This window comes from Halomonas sp. ATBC28, from assembly GCF_005937175.1.
GTDB classification, from domain to species: Bacteria; Pseudomonadota; Gammaproteobacteria; order Pseudomonadales; family Halomonadaceae; genus Vreelandella; species Vreelandella titanicae.
On sequence record NZ_VCQL01000010.1, the window covers coordinates 82,122 to 101,147 of the forward strand.

Consider the following 19,026-nt stretch of genomic DNA (forward strand, 5'->3'; position numbering starts at 1 on the left):
TTCGTCGTCTGGCGGCGAAGGATTAGCGGCTTCCGCTAATCATAGGGGAAATAGATGTCTAAATAGGCATTAGGGGAATGAGGTTTCTGTGACACAAACCAAGCTGGAAAGGCCGATCGCTGCAAATGCTAGCGAGCAGCCAGTAGGCGATGAGTTACTCGAATGTTTGAAAGCGGTTGCCTCATTTCATCAGCATGAGGTGTCATCAGAGGCCCTTAGAGCTGGCTTGCCCTTGGAGCAGGGCAAGCTAACGCCTTCCGTATTTGGTAGGGCTGCCTCCCGTGCTGGACTGACGGCGCGAATTGTTAAAAGTAAGCTGTCGGCGCTTAACCCCGCTCTCTTTCCCGCTATTCTATTGCTGGAACCAGGTAGGGCGTGCGTACTGTTGGGGATAGATCTCAAACAGCAAAAAGCGAACGTCATTTTTCCTGAACTATCTGAATCAAACGTTGAACTGCCCCTGGAAGAGCTGTATGCAGGCTATAGCGGCGAAGCTATTTACGTTCGCCCTAAGTTTTTAGCGGATAACGCCTCGGAACCAGGCGTCAAGAAACGCCGCGACCAGCACTGGTTTTGGGGCGTCATTCGCGAAAGCAGACCTCTCTATCGCGATATCGTGTTGGGGTCAGTGGCGATCAATGTGTTTGCCATCGCCATGCCGCTGTTCGTGCTTAACGTCTATGACCGAGTAGTGCCCAATCAGGCAACGGAAACGCTATGGGTGCTGGCAATAGGCATCTTTATAGTGCTGTGCTTTGATTTGGTACTCAGGCTAATGCGCAGCAGCTTTGTCGACTTAGCCGCTAGCCGTGCGGATGTGAAGCTCTCTTCCTCAATCATGGCTAAAGCATTGGGCCTTCGTTTAGAAGAGCGCCCCGCATCAACCGGCTCGTTCACTTCGACGCTCCAGTCTTTTGAGTCGGTACGCGCGTTTATTGGTTCTGCGACCATTCTGGGGATTGTCGATCTTCCGTTCGTACTGATGTTTGCGGCGATTATCGCGCTGATTAATCCCTGGCTAGTGCTGCCGGTATTGGTGGGCATCGTATTTGTGCTGCTCTACGCGCTGGCTGCTCAGGGTAAGCTTCATGAACTTTCTCAAACTACCTGGGAAGTCGGCGCACAGCGCAACTCACTGTTGGTAGAGTCTATTTCCCAATTAGAAAATGTTAAGGCCCTGCGGGCTGAAAGCCGTATCCAGCGCCACTGGGAAAAATCATCTGCCTTCCTTTCCCGTACTGGCGCGCAGCTTAAGATGGTGAGCACCTCAGTCTCCAGCGTGGCCCAGTGGGCGCAGCACAGTGTGGCGGTGTGCGTCATTATCGTCGGTGTATATCAAATCATCGAAGGTAACCTCACCCAGGGTGGGTTGATTGCCGCTTATATGCTCTCTTCCCGGGCGATGGCACCTATAAGTCAGGCTGCAGCGCTGCTGGCGCAATATCATCAATCCTCCACGGCGCTTGAGTCACTCAATGCGGTAATGGATAAGAAGGTTGAGCGCCATGAAGGCAAGGCTTATGTAGAAAAGCCCAGCTTCGCCGGCAATATACGCCTTGAGAAAGTCACTCTTCGTTACCCCAATGAAGAGCGCGAGGCGCTGAAAGATGTATCGATAACTGTCAAAGCCGGTGAGAAAGTTGCGTTACTTGGCCGCATTGGTTGCGGCAAATCTTCATTAAACAAGCTAGTGCTAGGGTTTTATCAGCCAACCTCGGGGGCCGTGCTGGTTGATAACGTGGATATTCGCCAGTTAGACCCACTGCAGTTGCGCCGTCATATTGGCTATGTTCCTCAAGACGTTAGCCTGTTTTCAGGATCTCTGCGGGACAATATTGTGGCGGGTGGCGGTAGCGACCGCGTTGAGGATGAGGCATTGCTTAGAGCGATTGACTTGGCCGGCCTAGAGTCACTCGTCAACAACCACCCACATGGCGTGGATTTGCAAGTAGGTGAACGCGGCCAAGCACTTTCCGGCGGGCAAAAACAGTCTGTCGCCATTGCCCGTGCGCTAGTGCAGGATCCGCCTATTTTGCTGTTAGATGAACCGACAAGCTCTATGGATAATGCTAGCGAAGAAGCGTTTAAAGCCAACCTTAAAAACGTCGCTGCTGGCAAAACCATCCTAGTGGTCACGCACCGTACCTCGCTCCTCTCATTGGTCGACCGAATTATTGTCATGGATGCTGGCAAGGTCGTAGCGGATGGCCCGCGGGATACAGTGGTAGAGGCATTGCGTAAAGGCCAGATCGGGAGGGCATCGTAATGGCGCGTAAACCCTCTTCCACGACCGAGCAAAAAGGTTTTGACGCCATTGGCCGTTTTTCAGAAAAAGGCCAAAAACCATTTCGCCCTTTTATGGATCGCTTGTTTGCCAAGCGTGTGACCTCTGCCCACCTAAACCGCGATTGGGCAAGCGATACCGACTGGGCGCGTATGCAGCAAGAGCCCATTCGTGCACGGTTATTCCTCTATACCGTCCTGCTCACTGTGGTTGCGTTGTTAGTGTGGGCGTATTTTGCTTCTATCGATGAAGTAACCCGTGGGGCAGGGCGAGTGATCCCTGCAAGCCAACTACAGCGTATCCAGTCTTTTGATGGTGGCGTTGTTGAACAGATCTTTATTCGCGAAGGGCAGATCGTCGAGGCAGGTCAAGTGCTGATGCAGATCGACCCTACGCGCTTTGTTTCTGATTTTCGAGAAAACCGTGCCCAGCGTTATGCGCTTCAGGCGCGTGCTGAAAGGCTACGTGCGCTAGCAACGGGTACTGCGTTTGAGCCTTCCGAAGAGCTCCGTCAAGAAGTGCCTGACATTGTGATGCAAGAGCGCGAGGTTTATGAAAGCCGTCGTGAAGAGTTGCGCGAACAAGAAAATGTGCTTAATGACCGCATTCGTCAGCGTCAGGAAGAGCTGCGAGAGGCGCAAGCTCGCCGTGATACAGCCCAGCGTGAAGTCAATATGGCCAGTCAAGAGCTTAACTTGACTCGCCCGCTGTTGGCTTCGGGGGCTGTGTCTGAGGTAGAAGTGCTACGCTTAGAGAGAGATGTATCTAGTGCCACAGGGGAGCGTAACCAAGCGGATGCCGCTGTTTCACGTTTAGAGGCCGGGGTGGAAGAAGCAGAAGGGCAATTGCTGGAGCTGGGTGCCGAACGCCGGAGTGAGTGGCGGAATGATCTGGCTCAAACGTTGGGCGACCTAAATGCATTGCAACAATCGGGAACTGGTTTGCAGGATAAGGTACGACTGACCGAAATTCGCTCGCCGGTTGATGGTATTGTTCAGCGCATACATATCAACACCATAGGTGGTGTTGCTCAGCCAGGGGAAGAGGTTGTTGAAATCGTGCCTACTGACGACCAACTGCTGGTTGAGGCGCGCATCGCCCCGCAAGATATCGCCTTTTTGCATCCTGGGCAGCCTGCGACTATCAAACTGACGGCCTATGACTATGCCATTTATGGTGGCTTACAGGCCGAGCTTGAGCGTATTAGCGCCGATACCATTACTGATGATGACGGTAATACCTTCTATCAAGTGCGGGTGCGCAGTTTAGAAAACGAAAATGTCGCCGATAAACTACAAGTAATTCCCGGCATGACGGCGCAAGTGGACATAGTAACGGGCAAGCGCACAGTGATGCAGTTTATGCTGAAACCTGTCTTAAGAGCGTGGCGTGATTCCATGGGGGAACGCTGATGAAGCATTGGTTCATTACCAGCGACGGTAGTTTAAAAGGGCGTTGGAAAAAAGCGTTTGAAAATATTGGTTCATCAGACCCTGAAGCCGTGCTCCAATCGGCTCAACCGAACGACTTGGTATGGCTTTCCACTACTGTTAAAAATTGGCCACAGTTAGTCCCTTTAATTGTTGCTGAAGGTGCTGTTGCCGTAGTGCTCAGTTATGCACCGGATGACCGGGAAGCGTTGAGAGCGTTAGATCTTGGTGCTCGTGGCTATGTGCATACCTTAGCCGCCCCTGAGGTGCTTAAGCAGGTGGCATTGGTGGTGACCAATCAAGGCATATGGGTAGGACAAGAGCTGCTAGCCAAAGTGCTGGGTGGCTCATTTAAGACGCTCCAGCAGCGCCATCAAGGCGCCTCATTTCAGTATAGTGAATATCTTGAACTGCTAACTGAGCGGGAGCGAGGAGTGGCACTCGCCGTGGCTCGGGGTGCTACCAATAAAGAGGTGGCGAGACAGTTGGATATTACCGAGCGTACCGTTAAGGCGCATTTAAGCGCTATTTTTAAAAAATTAGCGGTACGGGATCGGCTGCAGTTGATCCTTAAGCTGGCCCCGATTGCTGAACAGTTAAGTTCTTAGCATAGCCAGACATTAATTGTTGGGAGATATTCACCAATAGTGGCATCACTAATCAGTCGTTGTTGCGTTACAGAATGAGGCCTAAAAGGCCTCATTTTTTTGTCCATCGGTACAATACTTTTTAATTGCTTACTCACCTAGGATGGATTCATGTGCCGCTAATCTCACTAGTGCTAATTCACTAGGATTAAGTGGCACCAAACAGTGATCGGTCAATGATCTAGGAGTGACACATGGCAACTGCAACGGTAATCGCTATTACAGGGCAAGCATGGGCGCGTGACGAAGCTGGCAATCTACGTGAGCTGCGCATTGGTGATACGCTTCAAGAAGGCGAAACGCTAATCACCTCCGATAATGGTCGCGTAGAGCTAGATTTCGCTGACGGTACGGACGCCAATGTAGTAGAGGGCGGTCAAGAGGTGGCCGTTACTGCCGACTTGGTTAGTGATCTTATCGTTGCAACGGAAGACGCCAGTGCCCAAGACGACGATCTTGATGCCCTGCTTGCCGCCCTAGACGACGGAGAGGGCGATTTACTTGACCTGCTTGACGCGACTGCAGCCGGTGGTGGTGCCGGTGGCGGTGGCGGTGGCAGCGATTTCGTACGCGTTGCTCGTATCGCCGAAGAAACCGATCCGCTTAGTTTCAGCACCGAAGGTGGTCTAGAGGGCACTGAGTTTGTTGAATTTGACGGTGGTGCTGTAGCAACGGCTACCGCTGATGAAGTGCCTGAGCAAGAACCCGAACCGACCCCCGAGCCAGAACCGACCCCCGAGCCAGAACCGGCCCCCGAACCAGAACCGACCCCTGAGCCAGAACCGACCCCTGAGCCAGAACCGACCCCTGAGCCAGAACCGACCCCTGAGCCAGAACCGACCCCTGAGCCAGAACCAACTCCAGGTACTGGAGTGACTGGTGTTATTACCCTAAGTGTTCCTCAGCAGGTCATTGAAGGTGAGTCGATCACCGTTTCAGCCAGCGTTAGCAGCGCCCCTCAGGGCAGTCCGTTGGTTATTACACTGAATAATGGGCAACAGATCACTATTGCCGCGGGTGAAACAACTGGCAGTGTGACCTTCGACAGCCGCTCGGATGATGTCTACGAGCAAGGCGAGGAAAGCCAGACTTTTGCTATCACAGGCACTACTGGTGGTGAGTTCGAGTCCCTGGATAGCAGTGCCGAAGCCACCGTCGTCACGATTGACGACAGCGACACCGTCACCGCCACCCTGAGTGCCGACAGTGACAGCGTCGCCGAAGGCGGCACCGTCACTTACACCGTGACGCTGACCGGCCCGCAAGGCGCCGACCTCAGCGGACACAACGGCCTCGAGTTCCGCCTCGCCGACGGTTCCACGGTCACCATCGCCGCCGGAGAACTCAGCGGCAGCGCCACCGTGACCGCCGCCGACGACGCCTTCGAAGGCGGCCAAGCCACCCTGGTCAACAGCATCGCCACGGTAGAGAACGACAGCGACAGTGAGTTCGAACAACTCGTCACCGCCGGTGAGACCAGCGTCACCGTCACCGACGAACCCGGCACCCCGGGTAACCCAGGCGATCCTGGTGATCCCAATGGCGGCGACGCGATCAGCGTCAGCATCGTGGCCGACCAAGCCGAGTTCAGCGAAGCCGAAGAGCAGACCTTCACGGTCAGCCTCAGTGAAGCGGTCGACCGCGACGTCACCGTCACCCTGGACGGCGGCAACACCGTCACCATCGCCGCCGGCGAGACCGACGCCACCTACACCCGTGACCCGCAAGGCGACGACGTCTTCGTGGACGGCGAGAACGTCACCGTGGCCCTTGAAGACGCCGCGGCCACCGACGGCAGCGCGTTCGAGAACGTCACCCTGGGCGACGCCGCCGAGACCACGGTCACCGACACTATCGACACCGTCACCGCCACCCTGAGTGCCGACAGTGACAGCGTCGCCGAAGGCGGCACCGTCACCTACACCGTGACGCTGACCGGCCCGCAAGGCGCCGACCTCAGCGGACACAACGGCCTCGAGTTCCGCCTCGCCGACGGTTCCACGGTCACCATCGCCGCCGGAGAACTCAGCGGCAGCGCCACCGTGACCGCCGCCGACGACGCCTTCGAAGGCGGCCAAGCCACCCTGGTCAACAGCATCGCCACGGTAGAGAACGACAGCGACAGTGAGTTCGAACAACTCGTCACCGCCGGTGAGACCAGCGTCACCGTCACCGACGAACCCGGCACCCCGGGTAACCCAGGCGATCCTGGTGATCCCAATGGCGGCGACGCGATCAGCGTCAGCATCGTGGCCGACCAAGCCGAGTTCAGCGAAGCCGAAGAGCAGACCTTCACGGTCAGCCTCAGTGAAGCGGTCGACCGCGACGTCACCGTCACCCTGGACGGCGGCAACACCGTCACCATCGCCGCCGGCGAGACCGACGCCACCTACACCCGTGACCCGCAAGGCGACGACGTCTTCGTGGACGGCGAGAACGTCACCGTGGCCCTTGAAGACGCCGCGGCCACCGACGGCAGCGCGTTCGAGAACGTCACCCTGGGCGACGCCGCCGAGACCACGGTCACCGACACTATCGACACCGTCGATGCCACACTGACCTCGACGCAGGCAGCAGGCAGCAACGAAGACGCTGTCACAGTGACCTACACCATCACACTGGGCACTGCACCAACAGCGACTGAAACCTTCACCTTCGACGTCAATGGCGAGCAGCAAACTATTACAATAGAAGCGGGTGCCACCAGCGGCACCACTGAGTTCACTTTCAGTGATCCCGATGTGTTTGTTGATAGCGATACCATTAGTGCACCGACCAACTTTGAAAGCAGCAATAACAGCGGCTACGAAGACCTCAATCTTGTAAACAGTGCCACCGCGCATGAAGTTGTCGATAGCATCGATATCACCACGCTCACCTTGAATGATGTCTCCGTGGAGGAAGGGACTGGTACAGCGACTATCACTGCCACGCTCAGCAACCCGGCGGGCCAAGGCTTTACCGTGACTTTAAGCAATGGAGCCACCATTGTGTTTGCTGAAGGAGCCACTGAAGGCACCTCAAACGCGTTCGTGGTTCAGGGTGACGACGTCTACCTTGATAGTGAAAGTTACAGCGTCTCAGTTGCTGATGAAGGTGATCACAACTTTGAGAAACTAGACAGTAGTGATTCCGCGATGGTAACGGTCAACGATACTATCGACATCACCACTGTTGGCATCACTGCCATTGTGACGAAAACTTCTGAAATTAATGTTGGCAATGTCGATGACACCGATAGCTTCACCGTGACAGCCTATCGATCCGAGGATGATCAAGGAGCTATCTCCAAAGTCACAGGCACCGACCACGATGGATTTGGCGTCGAGGGTTCAACTTCTGGTAGTGGTGATAGCAGCGAACTTGGTTATGGTACTAACGGTGGTAGCGAAAAAATCGTTGTTGACTTTAATAACGAAGTGAAAACCTTTGATATTCAGTTCGCTTGGCGTAACAACGGTGAGAAGGCAAAAGTTGAATTCTTTGATGAAGATGGAAACTCTGTTGGTTGGGCAATCGTGTCTGGCGGCGGTACGTCGACGGATGCTCTAGTGACTTACTACGACGCTGAGGGCAAAGTCACCAAAACAGAGCATGCGGCTGGTGGTTCTGACCGTGTTGACAACTCATATACCTTTGAGCCGGGAAGTGGCGAAACGTTTGTCCGTGCGGAGTTCACAGCAGTTGGTTTCGATGATGATTACCTAATCCATTCCATTCAATACAAGGAAGTGATGAACGGTGAGGCGATTAGTATTGATGGTGCATCCGAAGTCATCTTCGAAATTGAGACATCCAACCATCCTGACGAAAGCAAGTATGATTTCGTAGATACTTTCCCGACCGCTACGGTAAATATTGGTGGCGAGATTTATGAAGTCAAGCTTGATCGCAATGGCAAGGGATCTGTGGCGGTTGAAACCGATGGTGCCGAAGATCTGGTTGCGAAGGTCATTGAGGTGAATGGCAACTTCGAAGAGGTTGCTGTACCAGTCAGCTTAACACTAGAGAACAACACTCCTACGATTGAGAGTATCACTACCGCTGCCCAAGGCGGAGAGGTAGACGAAGGCGACAATGCCGTCTTCGAGGTCGCGCTGAGCAATTCTAGTGGCAGCACCCAGACCTACGCCATCAGCCTAGGTGCCACCGGTGATACTGCCACCAGCGGTTCGGACTATGATGACGTGCTGGCGAACGCCACCTTCAGTGATGGTGTTACTTATGCCAACGGCCAGATCGCTGTGCCTGCGGGTATTACAACGTTCAGCATCACCGTTGAAACGATTGAAGACTTTATCGACGAAGCGGATGAAACTTTCACACTTACAGTAGGAGGCGAGTCCGCCGAAGCGACTATTATCGACGCTGATAGCACTCCAACCTCCACCAACGACGTTGTCAGCTTGAATGAGGGCGCTTCCAATGTAGTTTTGGGTATCAATGATTTTGGTGACTACTCGGATGTAGATAACGAACCATTAGAAAGTGTGCGCATAGAGTCTTTGCCTGATAACGAAATTGGTAAGCTTCAGTTAAATGGAATTGACGTGGCGGTTGGCGAGGAGGTGACAGCTCAACAGCTGACTAACGGTGAGCTTGCGTTTATTCCTGCTAATTCGGATACAGACGCAGATACGTCATTTGAATTTAAAGTCTCCGATGGACAAAATTGGTCAGCGGATACTTATATGACGACGGTCAATATTGATGCCGTTGCTGATAAACCAACTGTTGCCATCTCTCTTGGCGATGCGATGTCTGTCGATGAGACAGGCACCATTTCGGGTCAATCTAGGGAGTTTACTGAGCTACTTGGTGAAGAGCGTGGAGATGGCAATATACAGGGAACGCCTAATTACAATTATTCTGAAGCTTCAACCCAAGTATTTGACTTTGGCACAGTGTTTGCTGGTCAACAAGTTACTGTCGATATGCCCGTGCTAATCCAAGGTAGCTGGAATAGTGGCTGGAATGTGTTTGATGACCGTTGGGTTGTCAGAGCAAATGGCGATGAAGAGTTTGTTTTTGATGATTATGGCTCTTCATCGAATTACAACCTTAACTTCGTTGATAATGTTTCGATTACCACGACTCTTGACAGTCAAGGAAGATTGACGCTGGAATTTAGTGCAGCAACAACAGAGACATCTGAAACAGCGACTATTCAAGGTGCAACCGTTTCGGTTGGCTCTGTTGAAGTTACTGAGGTATCTGCTTATCAATATGCTGTTGATTTAACTGCTGCACTTAGCGATACAGATGGCAGTGAGACCTTGAGTATTAAAGTCACAGGCGTACCCGAAGGTGGTGTGCTTAGTCAGGGGGCAGAACAGGGTGATGGCAGTTGGCTGATCGAAGTAGATCCGGGTGAGACCAGCTACAGCGGCAATGGTTTGACATTGACAGTACCTGTTGGTCAGGCGGGCGAAGATTTCCAGCTTTCCGCTGAAGCTATTGCGACCGAGTCTAATCCAGGCACCACGGATACAACGGTCGAAACATTAACTCGTTCAGCAACGGATTCGGCTGAAAGCAAAACTGTACCGATACCGCCAGATAATACTGCTTCTGAGCCTGACGATAACAGCGGTGAACCTGAAGGCTCATGGGAAGGTTTCGAAAGTAACGATGATCATACATTGAATTGGTGGGATCCATCCGAGCCTTATAATTTAGGTGGAAACGCTACCAGTGTAGATATTGAGCTCCAAGGGTTCGGTGGGGTTTTCGACTCAGGGTATGTAGAATTTTATGAGGACGGCAACTCTCTAGGCTATTCATACCTTTCCAAGGGGAGTAATAATGGTTCGTTTGAACAAACGTTCACTCCCGGCTTTGAATTTGATTCTGTTAAGGTCGTGCGTACCGGTGGAGAGTTCGAGATTAAAAGCCTGGCAGCTTATAACGCGACGCAGGCACAGCTGGTCGACGGCATTGTAGAAGGCGCGATGTACACCACCTCCTCCGGGCTTAGCGGTACTACCGATGAGAACGGTGCTTTTGAGTACCGTGACGGCGATTCGGTGACCTTTATGGTAGGCGATGTCGTGATAGGTACCGCCTCCGCGGAAGCCCTTGCCGATGGCAAAGTGTTCCTGCAGGAAATGGCGAATACCGAGCTGACTGACCTCAACAATGAGTACGTTGAGAATATGGCAGTGTTCCTGCAGTCGCTGGACGCGGACGGCATAGCCGATAACGGCATCACCATTACCTCCGCCATGAACGCCGCCTTTGAAGGCAGTACGCTTGATTTGCGTAACGTTTCCGAGGCTGAGCTTAAATCGGCACTGGAGGGAGTTGGTGATAGCTACGTCACCGAAGAAGACGCCATGCAGCACGTGCGCGATATGCTTGAGAAGCATGCGGGGATTACCACCTTTGATGAACATACGGATGATTCAATCAAAACGGCGGTGCTCGCTCATGACGTGATCGACGGTCTGACCTACCAAACCAGCAGTGGCTTGATCGGTGAACTCACCGATGGAATGTTTGCTTTTGACGAAGGTGACACCGTTGAGCTATTTGCTAATGGCCAGTTGGTCGCTTCGTTTGCCACTGCCGATATAGGTGATGATGGTCTCATCACCTTCGCTGAAGCAGGCTTCTTGATGAGTGCCGAAGAGCTTGACGCACTGATTAACAGTGAAGAAGAAACTCAACCTTCTGTTGAAGGGGAGGAAGCGGTAGACGAGCCAGAGCCGACAGACGACACCACTGTTGACGATGCTGAAGACATCGATGAGGAAGAAAGTCGTGACGATAACATTACAAATGACGATACCTCTTCAAGCGATAAGGCGTCAGAAGATGAGAGTGAAGAAGAAGTCGTTGAAGAAGGTGTAGCGACACCTGATGACGAGCAGAGTCAGGATGATGCTCTAACGCAGGGTGATGAACTAGCGCAAGAAGAAGTGCTGGCTGACAATGATGAAGTCACTAACGTTGCTCCAGCAACACCAGGGGATGAAAAAGAGGAACCGGAAAGTAGCGGTAATGGCTATTCGTTGCTAGAAGATGACGAGACGCTGTTTACCTTGAACGATGATTCAGAGAATGCAACAACACCAGTCCCCGCGAGTGAGTTGCAGACTAGCGAATCTGAAGGTGATATCGAGGCTTCACTAAGTGAGAGTGAGTTGTTCTCCAGTGATGAAGACGAAAGCGTTGATAGCCTGCTGCCGCCTTCTGAAAGTGGTGAAGAGAAAGCCAAGCCTGCTCCTGATGCGCCGCAAGAAAGCACTGTGTCGACTGAAGTGGAACCGGCGGGTGGGCATACTGATTATGTGAAACTACATAATGACCATGCTACCAGTAACTCTGATATTTAATCAGTCGTACAATCAACAAGGCCGCCCACAGGGCGGCCTTGTTGTATTAATGCTTTAATTACCTTTCGCAATACTTGAGCGCGTTTACTTACAGAGGACAGGTCATGCTCTACACCAAACGTAATACATCCGGCGAGATCCTGATGCTCAGCAAAGAGCCAACGTCAGAGTGCAACGAAACGATTGATCCTGATTCACCTGAGGTACTGGCTTTCCTTGCTGATCAGCCAGGATCCTCAGCACACTTTATAGCGTCTGACTTAGCGTTTGTGAGGGTGGTAGAAGATATTCTTGAGGTGTTACTAAACAAGGGAGTCATCACTTTCACTGACCTTCCGGAAGCTGCACAGGCGAAAGTGATGGAGCGTAAGTCCTTGCGGGTTAAAAATGATGTAGGTTTGCTAAGCGACGACGACACTATCTAGTCGTCGTCGATTGCGTTTATGCGTTAAAGGCGTACGCCTGGTCCGGTGGCTCCATCGACACCCACGCGGAACAGGCAGGCTATTTCCTCATCATCTGCAACGCCTTCCCCTATCACCTGAATGCCCAATGAATGGCAGAGCGTAGCCATGCCGCGGACAATGGTTTGCTGCTCATTTGAAGCATGCAGTTGGTGAATAAGACTGCTATCCATTTTTAAGTAAGCAAGACCCACATCGTGTAAATCTGCAAGTTTGGTGAACTCTGCCCCCACATGCTCTATACCAAACGTGCAACCAAGGGGCCGTAAGGCGGTACAAAGCCCTCGTAAGCTACCAATCGCGTGCGTGCTAAGCGTGGCGGGCACTTCAAAGCAGAGCTGCTTGGCCAATAGCGGGTGTGCTGCCAACAGAGTCCGTAGCTCGTTAACGAACTGTGTATTAGTGATCGATGCCGCAGAGAGGTTAATGCCTACCGGCTTTATATCATCTTCTAGATTAGCGAGCGCTTTTTTGACCACGGCTAAATCAAGTGCAGGCTCCATCTCAAAGCGGGTGATCCAGGGAATAAAGACTCCGGCGGTTTGCCACTCCCCACCTAGCAGTAAGCGAGCCGGGCATTCGTAATGGATGATGTCTCCGTGAGCGTCTACTACCGGGAAGTACGCTAACTCAGGGCCAACCAGGATTGCTGCTTCCAGTGCATTTCGCCATTCGGCATGGCTGCTGTAGAGTGAAATACGCTTGCGCTGACGCACGACTACCTGTTCAAAGGACGTTAGGCTTTCGGCTTGTGCCAAAGCGTCATCCAGGGTGGCTAACAGTGTGCCGCGATCATCATGTGGAGCATAAGGTACAATCGCCGTTGGTAGATAAACCTCCACGTCGGGCTGCGTGGCGGCTATCTCGGCTAACGCTGCCATCACCTGAATTCGAAGCTCCTCTACATCATCCATAAGCGGCAGCATAAAGATAAAATCGCTGCCGTTAAGGCGGCCTACCATTGGTTCTGCCGACGCACTGTCCAATTGCCCCAACTGGGTAACCAGCGTATTTAATAGTTGGTCTGTGGCAGCGTAGCCGAGCTGCTCATTGAGTGACTCTAATGCCTGTACGCGAACCATGATCAACATGCCCGTTGCGCGGGCATCTTCACTGCCCAATTGAGACGAAAGCTTACCCATAAACACGTCGCGATTCAGCGCACCGGTGACTCGGTCATGCTGTAAATGGCGGCGTAACTCGTCCAGCTTATGGCTTTCATGACTGAGCATCTGATGGACATTGGCAGAAAGCACGTTCATTGCTTGAGTGACTTGGCGTAACTCCAGCGTGCGTGGCTCCTTAATAGTGGTAAACCGCCGCGCACTGATATCTTGCGCCTGAGTGACGACGCGGGAAAGGGGGTGCTTAATACCACGAACGATCACGGTAGCAATCGCTAAACTAATTACTCCGGCAAGTAAAAACCAAGCAGCGAGTTCCAGCATGCTGCGCCATAAAGAGGCGTAGGCAAAACTGTGTTGGCTCTCAAGCTCCAACGTACCGTACTGTCGCCAGCCATCTTGAATCGTCGCGGTGCCGTCGGGCACATCAAACTCAATAAGCTGACGAAACCAGGCGGGCACATCGCCACTATACTCTTCGGCGGAGCGTTCAATAAGTACGCTATCGTCCGTATCGCGCAGGGTGATTCGGCGGTAGTAGCCGGTGTCAAATTGAGCTGCGATTAACAGTTCGAGGGTGACAAGGTCTTTATCGAGCTGGCTCATTGAAAGCGCCAGAGCGGTAGCATTGTCAGCGTTCTTAATGCGCACTTCCTGTTCGATATAATCGCGGCTAGTGGTAATACTAATGGCAAGACTACCAATGAACGACAGCAGCAGCAGGGCGATAATGGCAATCCAAAGTTGTTTGATAAGTGACATCGTGCCAATTCCTCTTAAATGAAACCCTGGGTTTGCATACGTTCAATGACGCTGCGCCAGCGTGATAGCCGAGCCAATGGGTCTGCGCGGGATTCAGAAGAACCACCTGCCCAAAGTCCATCGCTATTAAAACTAAACAGTGGGTCGAGATCAGTACGCTGAGAGGCAGGGGTGATAGACGGTACAATATTGTCTAGCACCAACGGTTCTGCATCTGGGGTCGAGTAATAGCCTAGCACCATGTGGGCTTGGGTAATTTGACTACGCCCAATGCGCGCACGGACATAAATCATGCGTAGGTACTGACTAGTAATGCCTAATTGTTTAAGGGTAATGTACTTGGCAATGGAGTAATCCTCGCAATCTCCCTGGCCTTTACCCATTGCTTCCAAAGGCGTAGCCCAATAATCCTCTTGCCCCCACACCTGGATATCGTCAATCCACCGGATGCGGCGATTAAAGAAGTCATTAACCCCACGCAGCTTGGCTTGAACGTCTTGGTTTTGTAGCTGTTGAAGCAGGTTAAACCACTCCTCTAATACGGACAAACCAGCCTGCCCATACTGTTGCTGCATGCTTTGGCGTAGGCGTTGTGGATCAAACGCTGCGGCAGGCGTTGGATGAATGCCAAGACCTGCGCCTAACCAAAGCGCGCCGACTGTTGCTAAGAACTGTCGACGCGAGAATGTAGGAGTGTGATGCGAGGATGCAGGCATGAGTCGCCGTTAGTAACCGCCAAATAGGGCTTAAGATTACAAGCTGACGAGTGGAAGTGCTACACCTCTCAGTCAAAAGGCTGAGGTTATTGAACCGCTGCCTGATGCGTTGTTTCTAATAGGGGTTCAATGAGCGGCTCAAGTTCGGGCCATACATTGTCGAGGATAATCGGCTGAGCATCGGCGGTAGGGTGAATGCCATCGCTCTGCATTAACGCCTCGTTCAGGGCGATATCCTCCAATAAAAAAGGCACTAGGGAAACGTCATACTCTTCCGCCAGCGAGTGGAAAACCCCGGTGAAGGCGTCTCGGTACGCTTGGCCATAGTTAGGCGGGATATCGATCCCCAGTAGCAGCACCTGAGCACCAGCGTCTTGGCTCTGCTCAATCATACTGGCTAGGTTTGCCTGCATTTGATTGGGTGATAAGCCGCGTAGACCATCGTTGCCGCCCAGCTCAATGAGAACAATATCCGGCTGCCGCTGTCCGAGAAGGTCAGTGAACCTTTGTAATCCTCCAGACGTCGTTTCACCACTAATGCTGGCGTTAATGACTTGGGCATCATCTCCCAAGCGTTCTTCCAGTAGGTTCACCCAGCCCTGATCACGCTCTATGCCGTAAGCGGCGCTTAAGCTATCACCCATCACCAGCAGGGTGGGGCCCGGGTTTGTGTCTGCGTTGACAGGCTCTGCGTTGATAGACGATGAGGCAAAGGTGACTATCAGCAGCACCAGCCATCCGGTTACCATGCGGTTCAGTCCATGCCATGCCATAGGGATGCCACGCTTCATGTCTTATTCCTCAAGTTCAAACTCTTCAAGTTCAAGCTCCTTAGATAAAGCTGCCAATGCTGCTACGGATATATCCATGTCGAGCGAGGCATCCCAAGGTGAGCGCCAAGCTACTACCGACAACCAAGCGGTAGCCGATGTTCCCCGCGGCACTGTTAGGCAAGCCGTGCTGCACGCTGACAAACTTTCTAAAAAAGTCACCAGCGGTGAACGCTCGCTCACCATCTTACACGACCTGTCGCTGAGCGTAGCGGCGGGAGAGAGCGTAGCGATTCTGGGTAAGAGCGGTGCGGGTAAATCAACGCTTTTGGGGCTATTAGCGGGTCTTGATACGCCAAGCGACGGTGAACTAACGCTGTTTGGACACGCATTAAGCCGTTTGGATGAAGATGGTCGAGCAGCGCTGCGTGCCGGACGAGTAGGCTTTGTGTTCCAGAACTTTCAATTGCTGCCCACTTTGAGCGCGCTTGAAAACGTCATGTTGCCCCTTGAATTATCGCCCCGCGCCGGGGAAACGCAAACTGCAGCTCAGTGGTTGGAGCGTGTTGGGCTTGGTGAGCGAGTGAACCACTTACCCAAACAGCTTTCCGGCGGCGAGCAGCAGCGCGTTGCCGTGGCGCGTGCTTTCGTGACCGACCCCGAGCTGGTATTTGCTGATGAGCCCACCGGCAACCTGGATCCGGATACCGGTGGGCAAGTCATAGATCTGCTCTTCCAGCTCAACCATGAGGCGGGCACTACGCTTATTCTGGTTACTCACGACCACGCCTTGGCGCGGCGCTGCGATCGCTGCTTGCGGTTAGATCATGGCAAGTTAGAAGCCGTACTTGAAAACATCGTACCAACTGCCGCTTCGATTGATGAGGGCGCGCAATGAGTGATGTGAATTGGCGTTTGGCGATGCGCAGCCTCAAGCGGGATCTGCGCGCAGCTGATGTGCGTGCGCTATTTATTGCCCTGGTATTGGCTGTCGCGGCCTCCACCATGATTGCGTTTTTTCTTGATCGGTTAGAGCGCGGTCTGGAGCGCCAGGCAGGGCAGATGCTGGGCGGTGACCTGGTGCTAGAGCAGCGTGATCCTTTTTCCGAGGAGCTGAGAGAGCGCTTGGAAAACGCTGGTTTTGTGCTTAGCGATCAAGTGGACTTGGTGTCGATGATTAGTCGCGAGGGGCGCTTTCAGCCTGCCAGCTTAAAAGCCGTGGATGAAGTCTACCCTCACTACGGTGTCTCCTACGTGGACTTTGGCAATGGCACCGAGCAAACTGCTTCTGGTCCGCCGCCAGGGGAGGCGTGGGCGGATCCACGCTTGATGGAACTGGTCGAAATCGAGCTGGGTGATCGAGTACAGGTGGGTCAAACTGAACTGGCCGTAACGGGGATCATTGAGCGCGAAGCGGATCAGTCCGGTGGTTTTGGTAGTTTTAACCCGCGCTTGATGCTCAATACGGCAGATGTCGAGGCAACGGGCCTGGTTCAAGAGGGCTCGCGGATTGAGTTTGAAATTCTAGCCGCAGGCCCGCCGGAGGCGCTCGATCAAGTACAAGGCTTACTTGCTGAGCTACGCCGCAATGGGGTAGAGGTGCGGGATGTTCGCGTTGACCGTCCCCAGCTTGGCAATGCGTTACAGCGGGCAGAAAGCTACCTGGGGCTAGCCGGGTTAGCGGCGGTATTGCTGGCGGGTGTGGCCGTGGCAATGTCTACCCGGCGTTATGTCGAGCGCCATTTGGATACCGCTGCGCTACTGCGCTGTTTTGGTGCCAGCCAGCGTCAGTTAGTGACGATTTTCACCCTTCAGTTACTCGGCTTGGCACTGGTCGCGGCAGTCATTGGAGCGCTGCTTGGCCTTCTTGGCCAAGCGGTGCTGATTTGGCTATTGGTGAGTTTTCTACCCATGACACTTCCGCCACCGGGGCTGATGCCGCTAGGGTTGGGGGTCTTCACCGCGCTTGCCGTGCTGGTTGGGTTTGCCGGGCCAACGCTGTTGCGTATCAAGCAAGTCAGCGCACTAAAAGTACTGCGTCGTGAGCTAGATCCACTGCCGCCATCGGCCTGGCTGGTCGTTGGCGTAGCGAGCATCGTGTTTGGTGGGTTGCTTTGGCTCTACTCGGGTAGCCTGCCACTGGCGATTGGATTATTGATCGGTGGTGCGCTGCTGCTTGGTGTGCTTTGGATAATTAGTGCCTTATTACTTAGCGGCTTACTGCGTGTTGTGCAGCGGTTCTCAGGGCGCAGTGAGTGGTCACAGGCACTTCGCTTAGGCGGCCGTCAATTGGCACGGCGTCGCCAAGCGGGCCTAGGTCAGTTGCTGGCCTTCTCGGTGACCTTCTTTGCCATGGCGATGATTGTCTTGGTGCGTGGCGATTTGCTAAGCACCTGGCAGGATCAACTGCCTGAAAATACGCCTAACTACTTTGCCATCAATATTCAGCCTTCCGAGCGTGACCCTTTTGAAGCGGCGGTTTCACCACGGGTGGAAACCCAAAGCACCCTCTACCCGATGGTGCGTGGGCGAGTGATAGCGATCAATGATCAGCCACCCAGAGAGGCCGTGCCGCCGGATGCCCGTGGCGACAACTCACTGCGCCGTGAGCTCAACCTTACTTGGCAATCTGAAGTGCCAGAAGGCAACCAAGTGGTGGCTGGCGAGTGGTTCACGCCAGCGCAGCTGGGTAGCAACTCAGGCAGTGAGAGCAGCGATGAAAGCCAAGGCTGGATGAGTGCCGTGGAGGCAACACCACAGTCGGGGCCTGTGCCCATTTCAATGGAGGATGGGCTCGCCGAAAGGCTTGGGCTAAGCATTGGTGATGAGATGACCTTCTCGGTGGGTAGCGACGAGATCACTACCCAAATTACCAGCCTGCGCAGTCTGAATTGGGATAGCTTCCAGCCTAATTTCTTCGTCATTTTCCCGCCGGGCGTGCTGGAGCAGTTTGGCCATAGTTACATCACCGCTTTTCACCTGCCAGACGCGGAACAGGGACTGATTCGTGAGCTGATCACCGACTTCCCAGGCGTCTCGTTGCTTAATGTGGACGCGATTTTAGGTCAGGTGCGGGATGTGCTTGCCCAGGTCACCCGGGCAGTGGAGTTGGTGCTCGCCTTGGTGCTACTGGCAGGGATTAGCGTGCTGTATGCCGCGCTGACCGCAAGCCGCCCGGTGCGTGCCCATGAAAGCGGCCTACTGCGCGTATTTGGCGCAGGCAGCAGAATGATTTCACGGGTGCAGGGGGCTGAGTACGCGCTGTTGGGTTTTGCCAGTGGTTTGATGGGCGCAGTACTTGCGGAGCTAACCTCGGCCGTACTGTATATTTACCTGCTGGATCTCACCCCGCGTTTGCACCTGGGACTATGGGTTTTCCTTCCCGTTGGCGGGGCGCTATTGATCGGTGTCATTGGGCATGCGCTTTCGCGGGGTTTGCGTCGTCAGGCGCCGGCAGCCAGCCTCGGCCTACTGGGTGAAGCTTAATCCGGT

The 19,026-nt window shown here is 53.6% G+C and carries 10 protein-coding genes; 7 read left to right on the top strand and 3 right to left on the bottom strand.

The features are described from left to right. The first annotated feature begins 88 nt into the window (after positions 1-88). The 5 genes from E0L35_RS13145 (at position 89) to E0L35_RS13165 (ending at position 12,123) form a co-directional block, all read left to right on the top strand. The gene (locus tag E0L35_RS13145) at positions 89-2,266 is read left to right on the top strand and encodes a type I secretion system permease/ATPase (protein ID WP_138800503.1); all 2,178 of its coding nucleotides are present in this window, start codon (positions 89-91) and stop codon (positions 2,264-2,266) included. Next, positions 2,266-3,696: an HlyD family type I secretion periplasmic adaptor subunit gene (locus tag E0L35_RS13150; protein ID WP_138800504.1), complete on the top strand. Its 1,431-nt coding sequence runs from the start codon at positions 2,266-2,268 to the stop codon at positions 3,694-3,696. The genes E0L35_RS13145 and E0L35_RS13150 overlap by 1 nt, the downstream gene beginning before the upstream one ends. Then, entirely contained in the window at positions 3,696-4,322 is a 627-nt protein-coding gene (locus E0L35_RS13155) for a response regulator transcription factor (RefSeq protein ID WP_027960157.1), read from the top strand. Before E0L35_RS13150 ends, E0L35_RS13155 begins: the two co-directional genes overlap by 1 nt. 233 nt (positions 4,323-4,555) lie before the next feature. After that, positions 4,556-11,698: a retention module-containing protein gene (locus tag E0L35_RS13160; protein WP_138800505.1), complete on the top strand. Its 7,143-nt coding sequence runs from the start codon at positions 4,556-4,558 to the stop codon at positions 11,696-11,698. A 104-nt stretch (positions 11,699-11,802) separates the two neighbouring features. Continuing rightward, entirely contained in the window at positions 11,803-12,123 is a 321-nt protein-coding gene (locus E0L35_RS13165) for a hypothetical protein (RefSeq protein WP_022522757.1), read from the top strand. A gap of 23 nt (positions 12,124-12,146) precedes the next feature. Here E0L35_RS13165 and E0L35_RS13170 read toward each other — a convergent pair whose 3' ends face one another. From E0L35_RS13170 to E0L35_RS13180, 3 genes are all read right to left on the bottom strand, one after another. After that, the gene (locus E0L35_RS13170) at positions 12,147-14,048 is read right to left on the bottom strand and encodes an EAL domain-containing protein (protein WP_138800506.1); all 1,902 of its coding nucleotides are present in this window, start codon (positions 14,046-14,048) and stop codon (positions 12,147-12,149) included. Positions 14,049-14,062: 14 nt separating this feature from the next. Beyond that, positions 14,063-14,764 (bottom strand): transglutaminase-like cysteine peptidase, encoded by a 702-nt coding sequence (locus E0L35_RS13175; protein ID WP_009287953.1) that lies wholly within the window; start codon positions 14,762-14,764, stop codon positions 14,063-14,065. 86 nt (positions 14,765-14,850) lie between these two features. Then, complete coding sequence (locus E0L35_RS13180) at positions 14,851-15,555, bottom strand: arylesterase (protein ID WP_022522759.1); 705 nt, start codon at positions 15,553-15,555, stop codon at positions 14,851-14,853. Positions 15,556-15,631: 76 nt separating this feature from the next. On the opposite strand from E0L35_RS13180, the gene E0L35_RS13185 reads away from it, so the two are divergent. Both E0L35_RS13185 and E0L35_RS13190 read left to right on the top strand, forming a co-directional pair. Next, positions 15,632-16,432, top strand: coding sequence for an ABC transporter ATP-binding protein (locus tag E0L35_RS13185; protein WP_022522761.1), 801 nt, complete (start codon positions 15,632-15,634; stop codon positions 16,430-16,432). Further along, positions 16,429-19,020: an FtsX-like permease family protein gene (locus E0L35_RS13190; RefSeq protein ID WP_138800507.1), complete on the top strand. Its 2,592-nt coding sequence runs from the start codon at positions 16,429-16,431 to the stop codon at positions 19,018-19,020. Before E0L35_RS13185 ends, E0L35_RS13190 begins: the two co-directional genes overlap by 4 nt. The last annotated feature ends 6 nt before the right edge of the window (positions 19,021-19,026 follow it).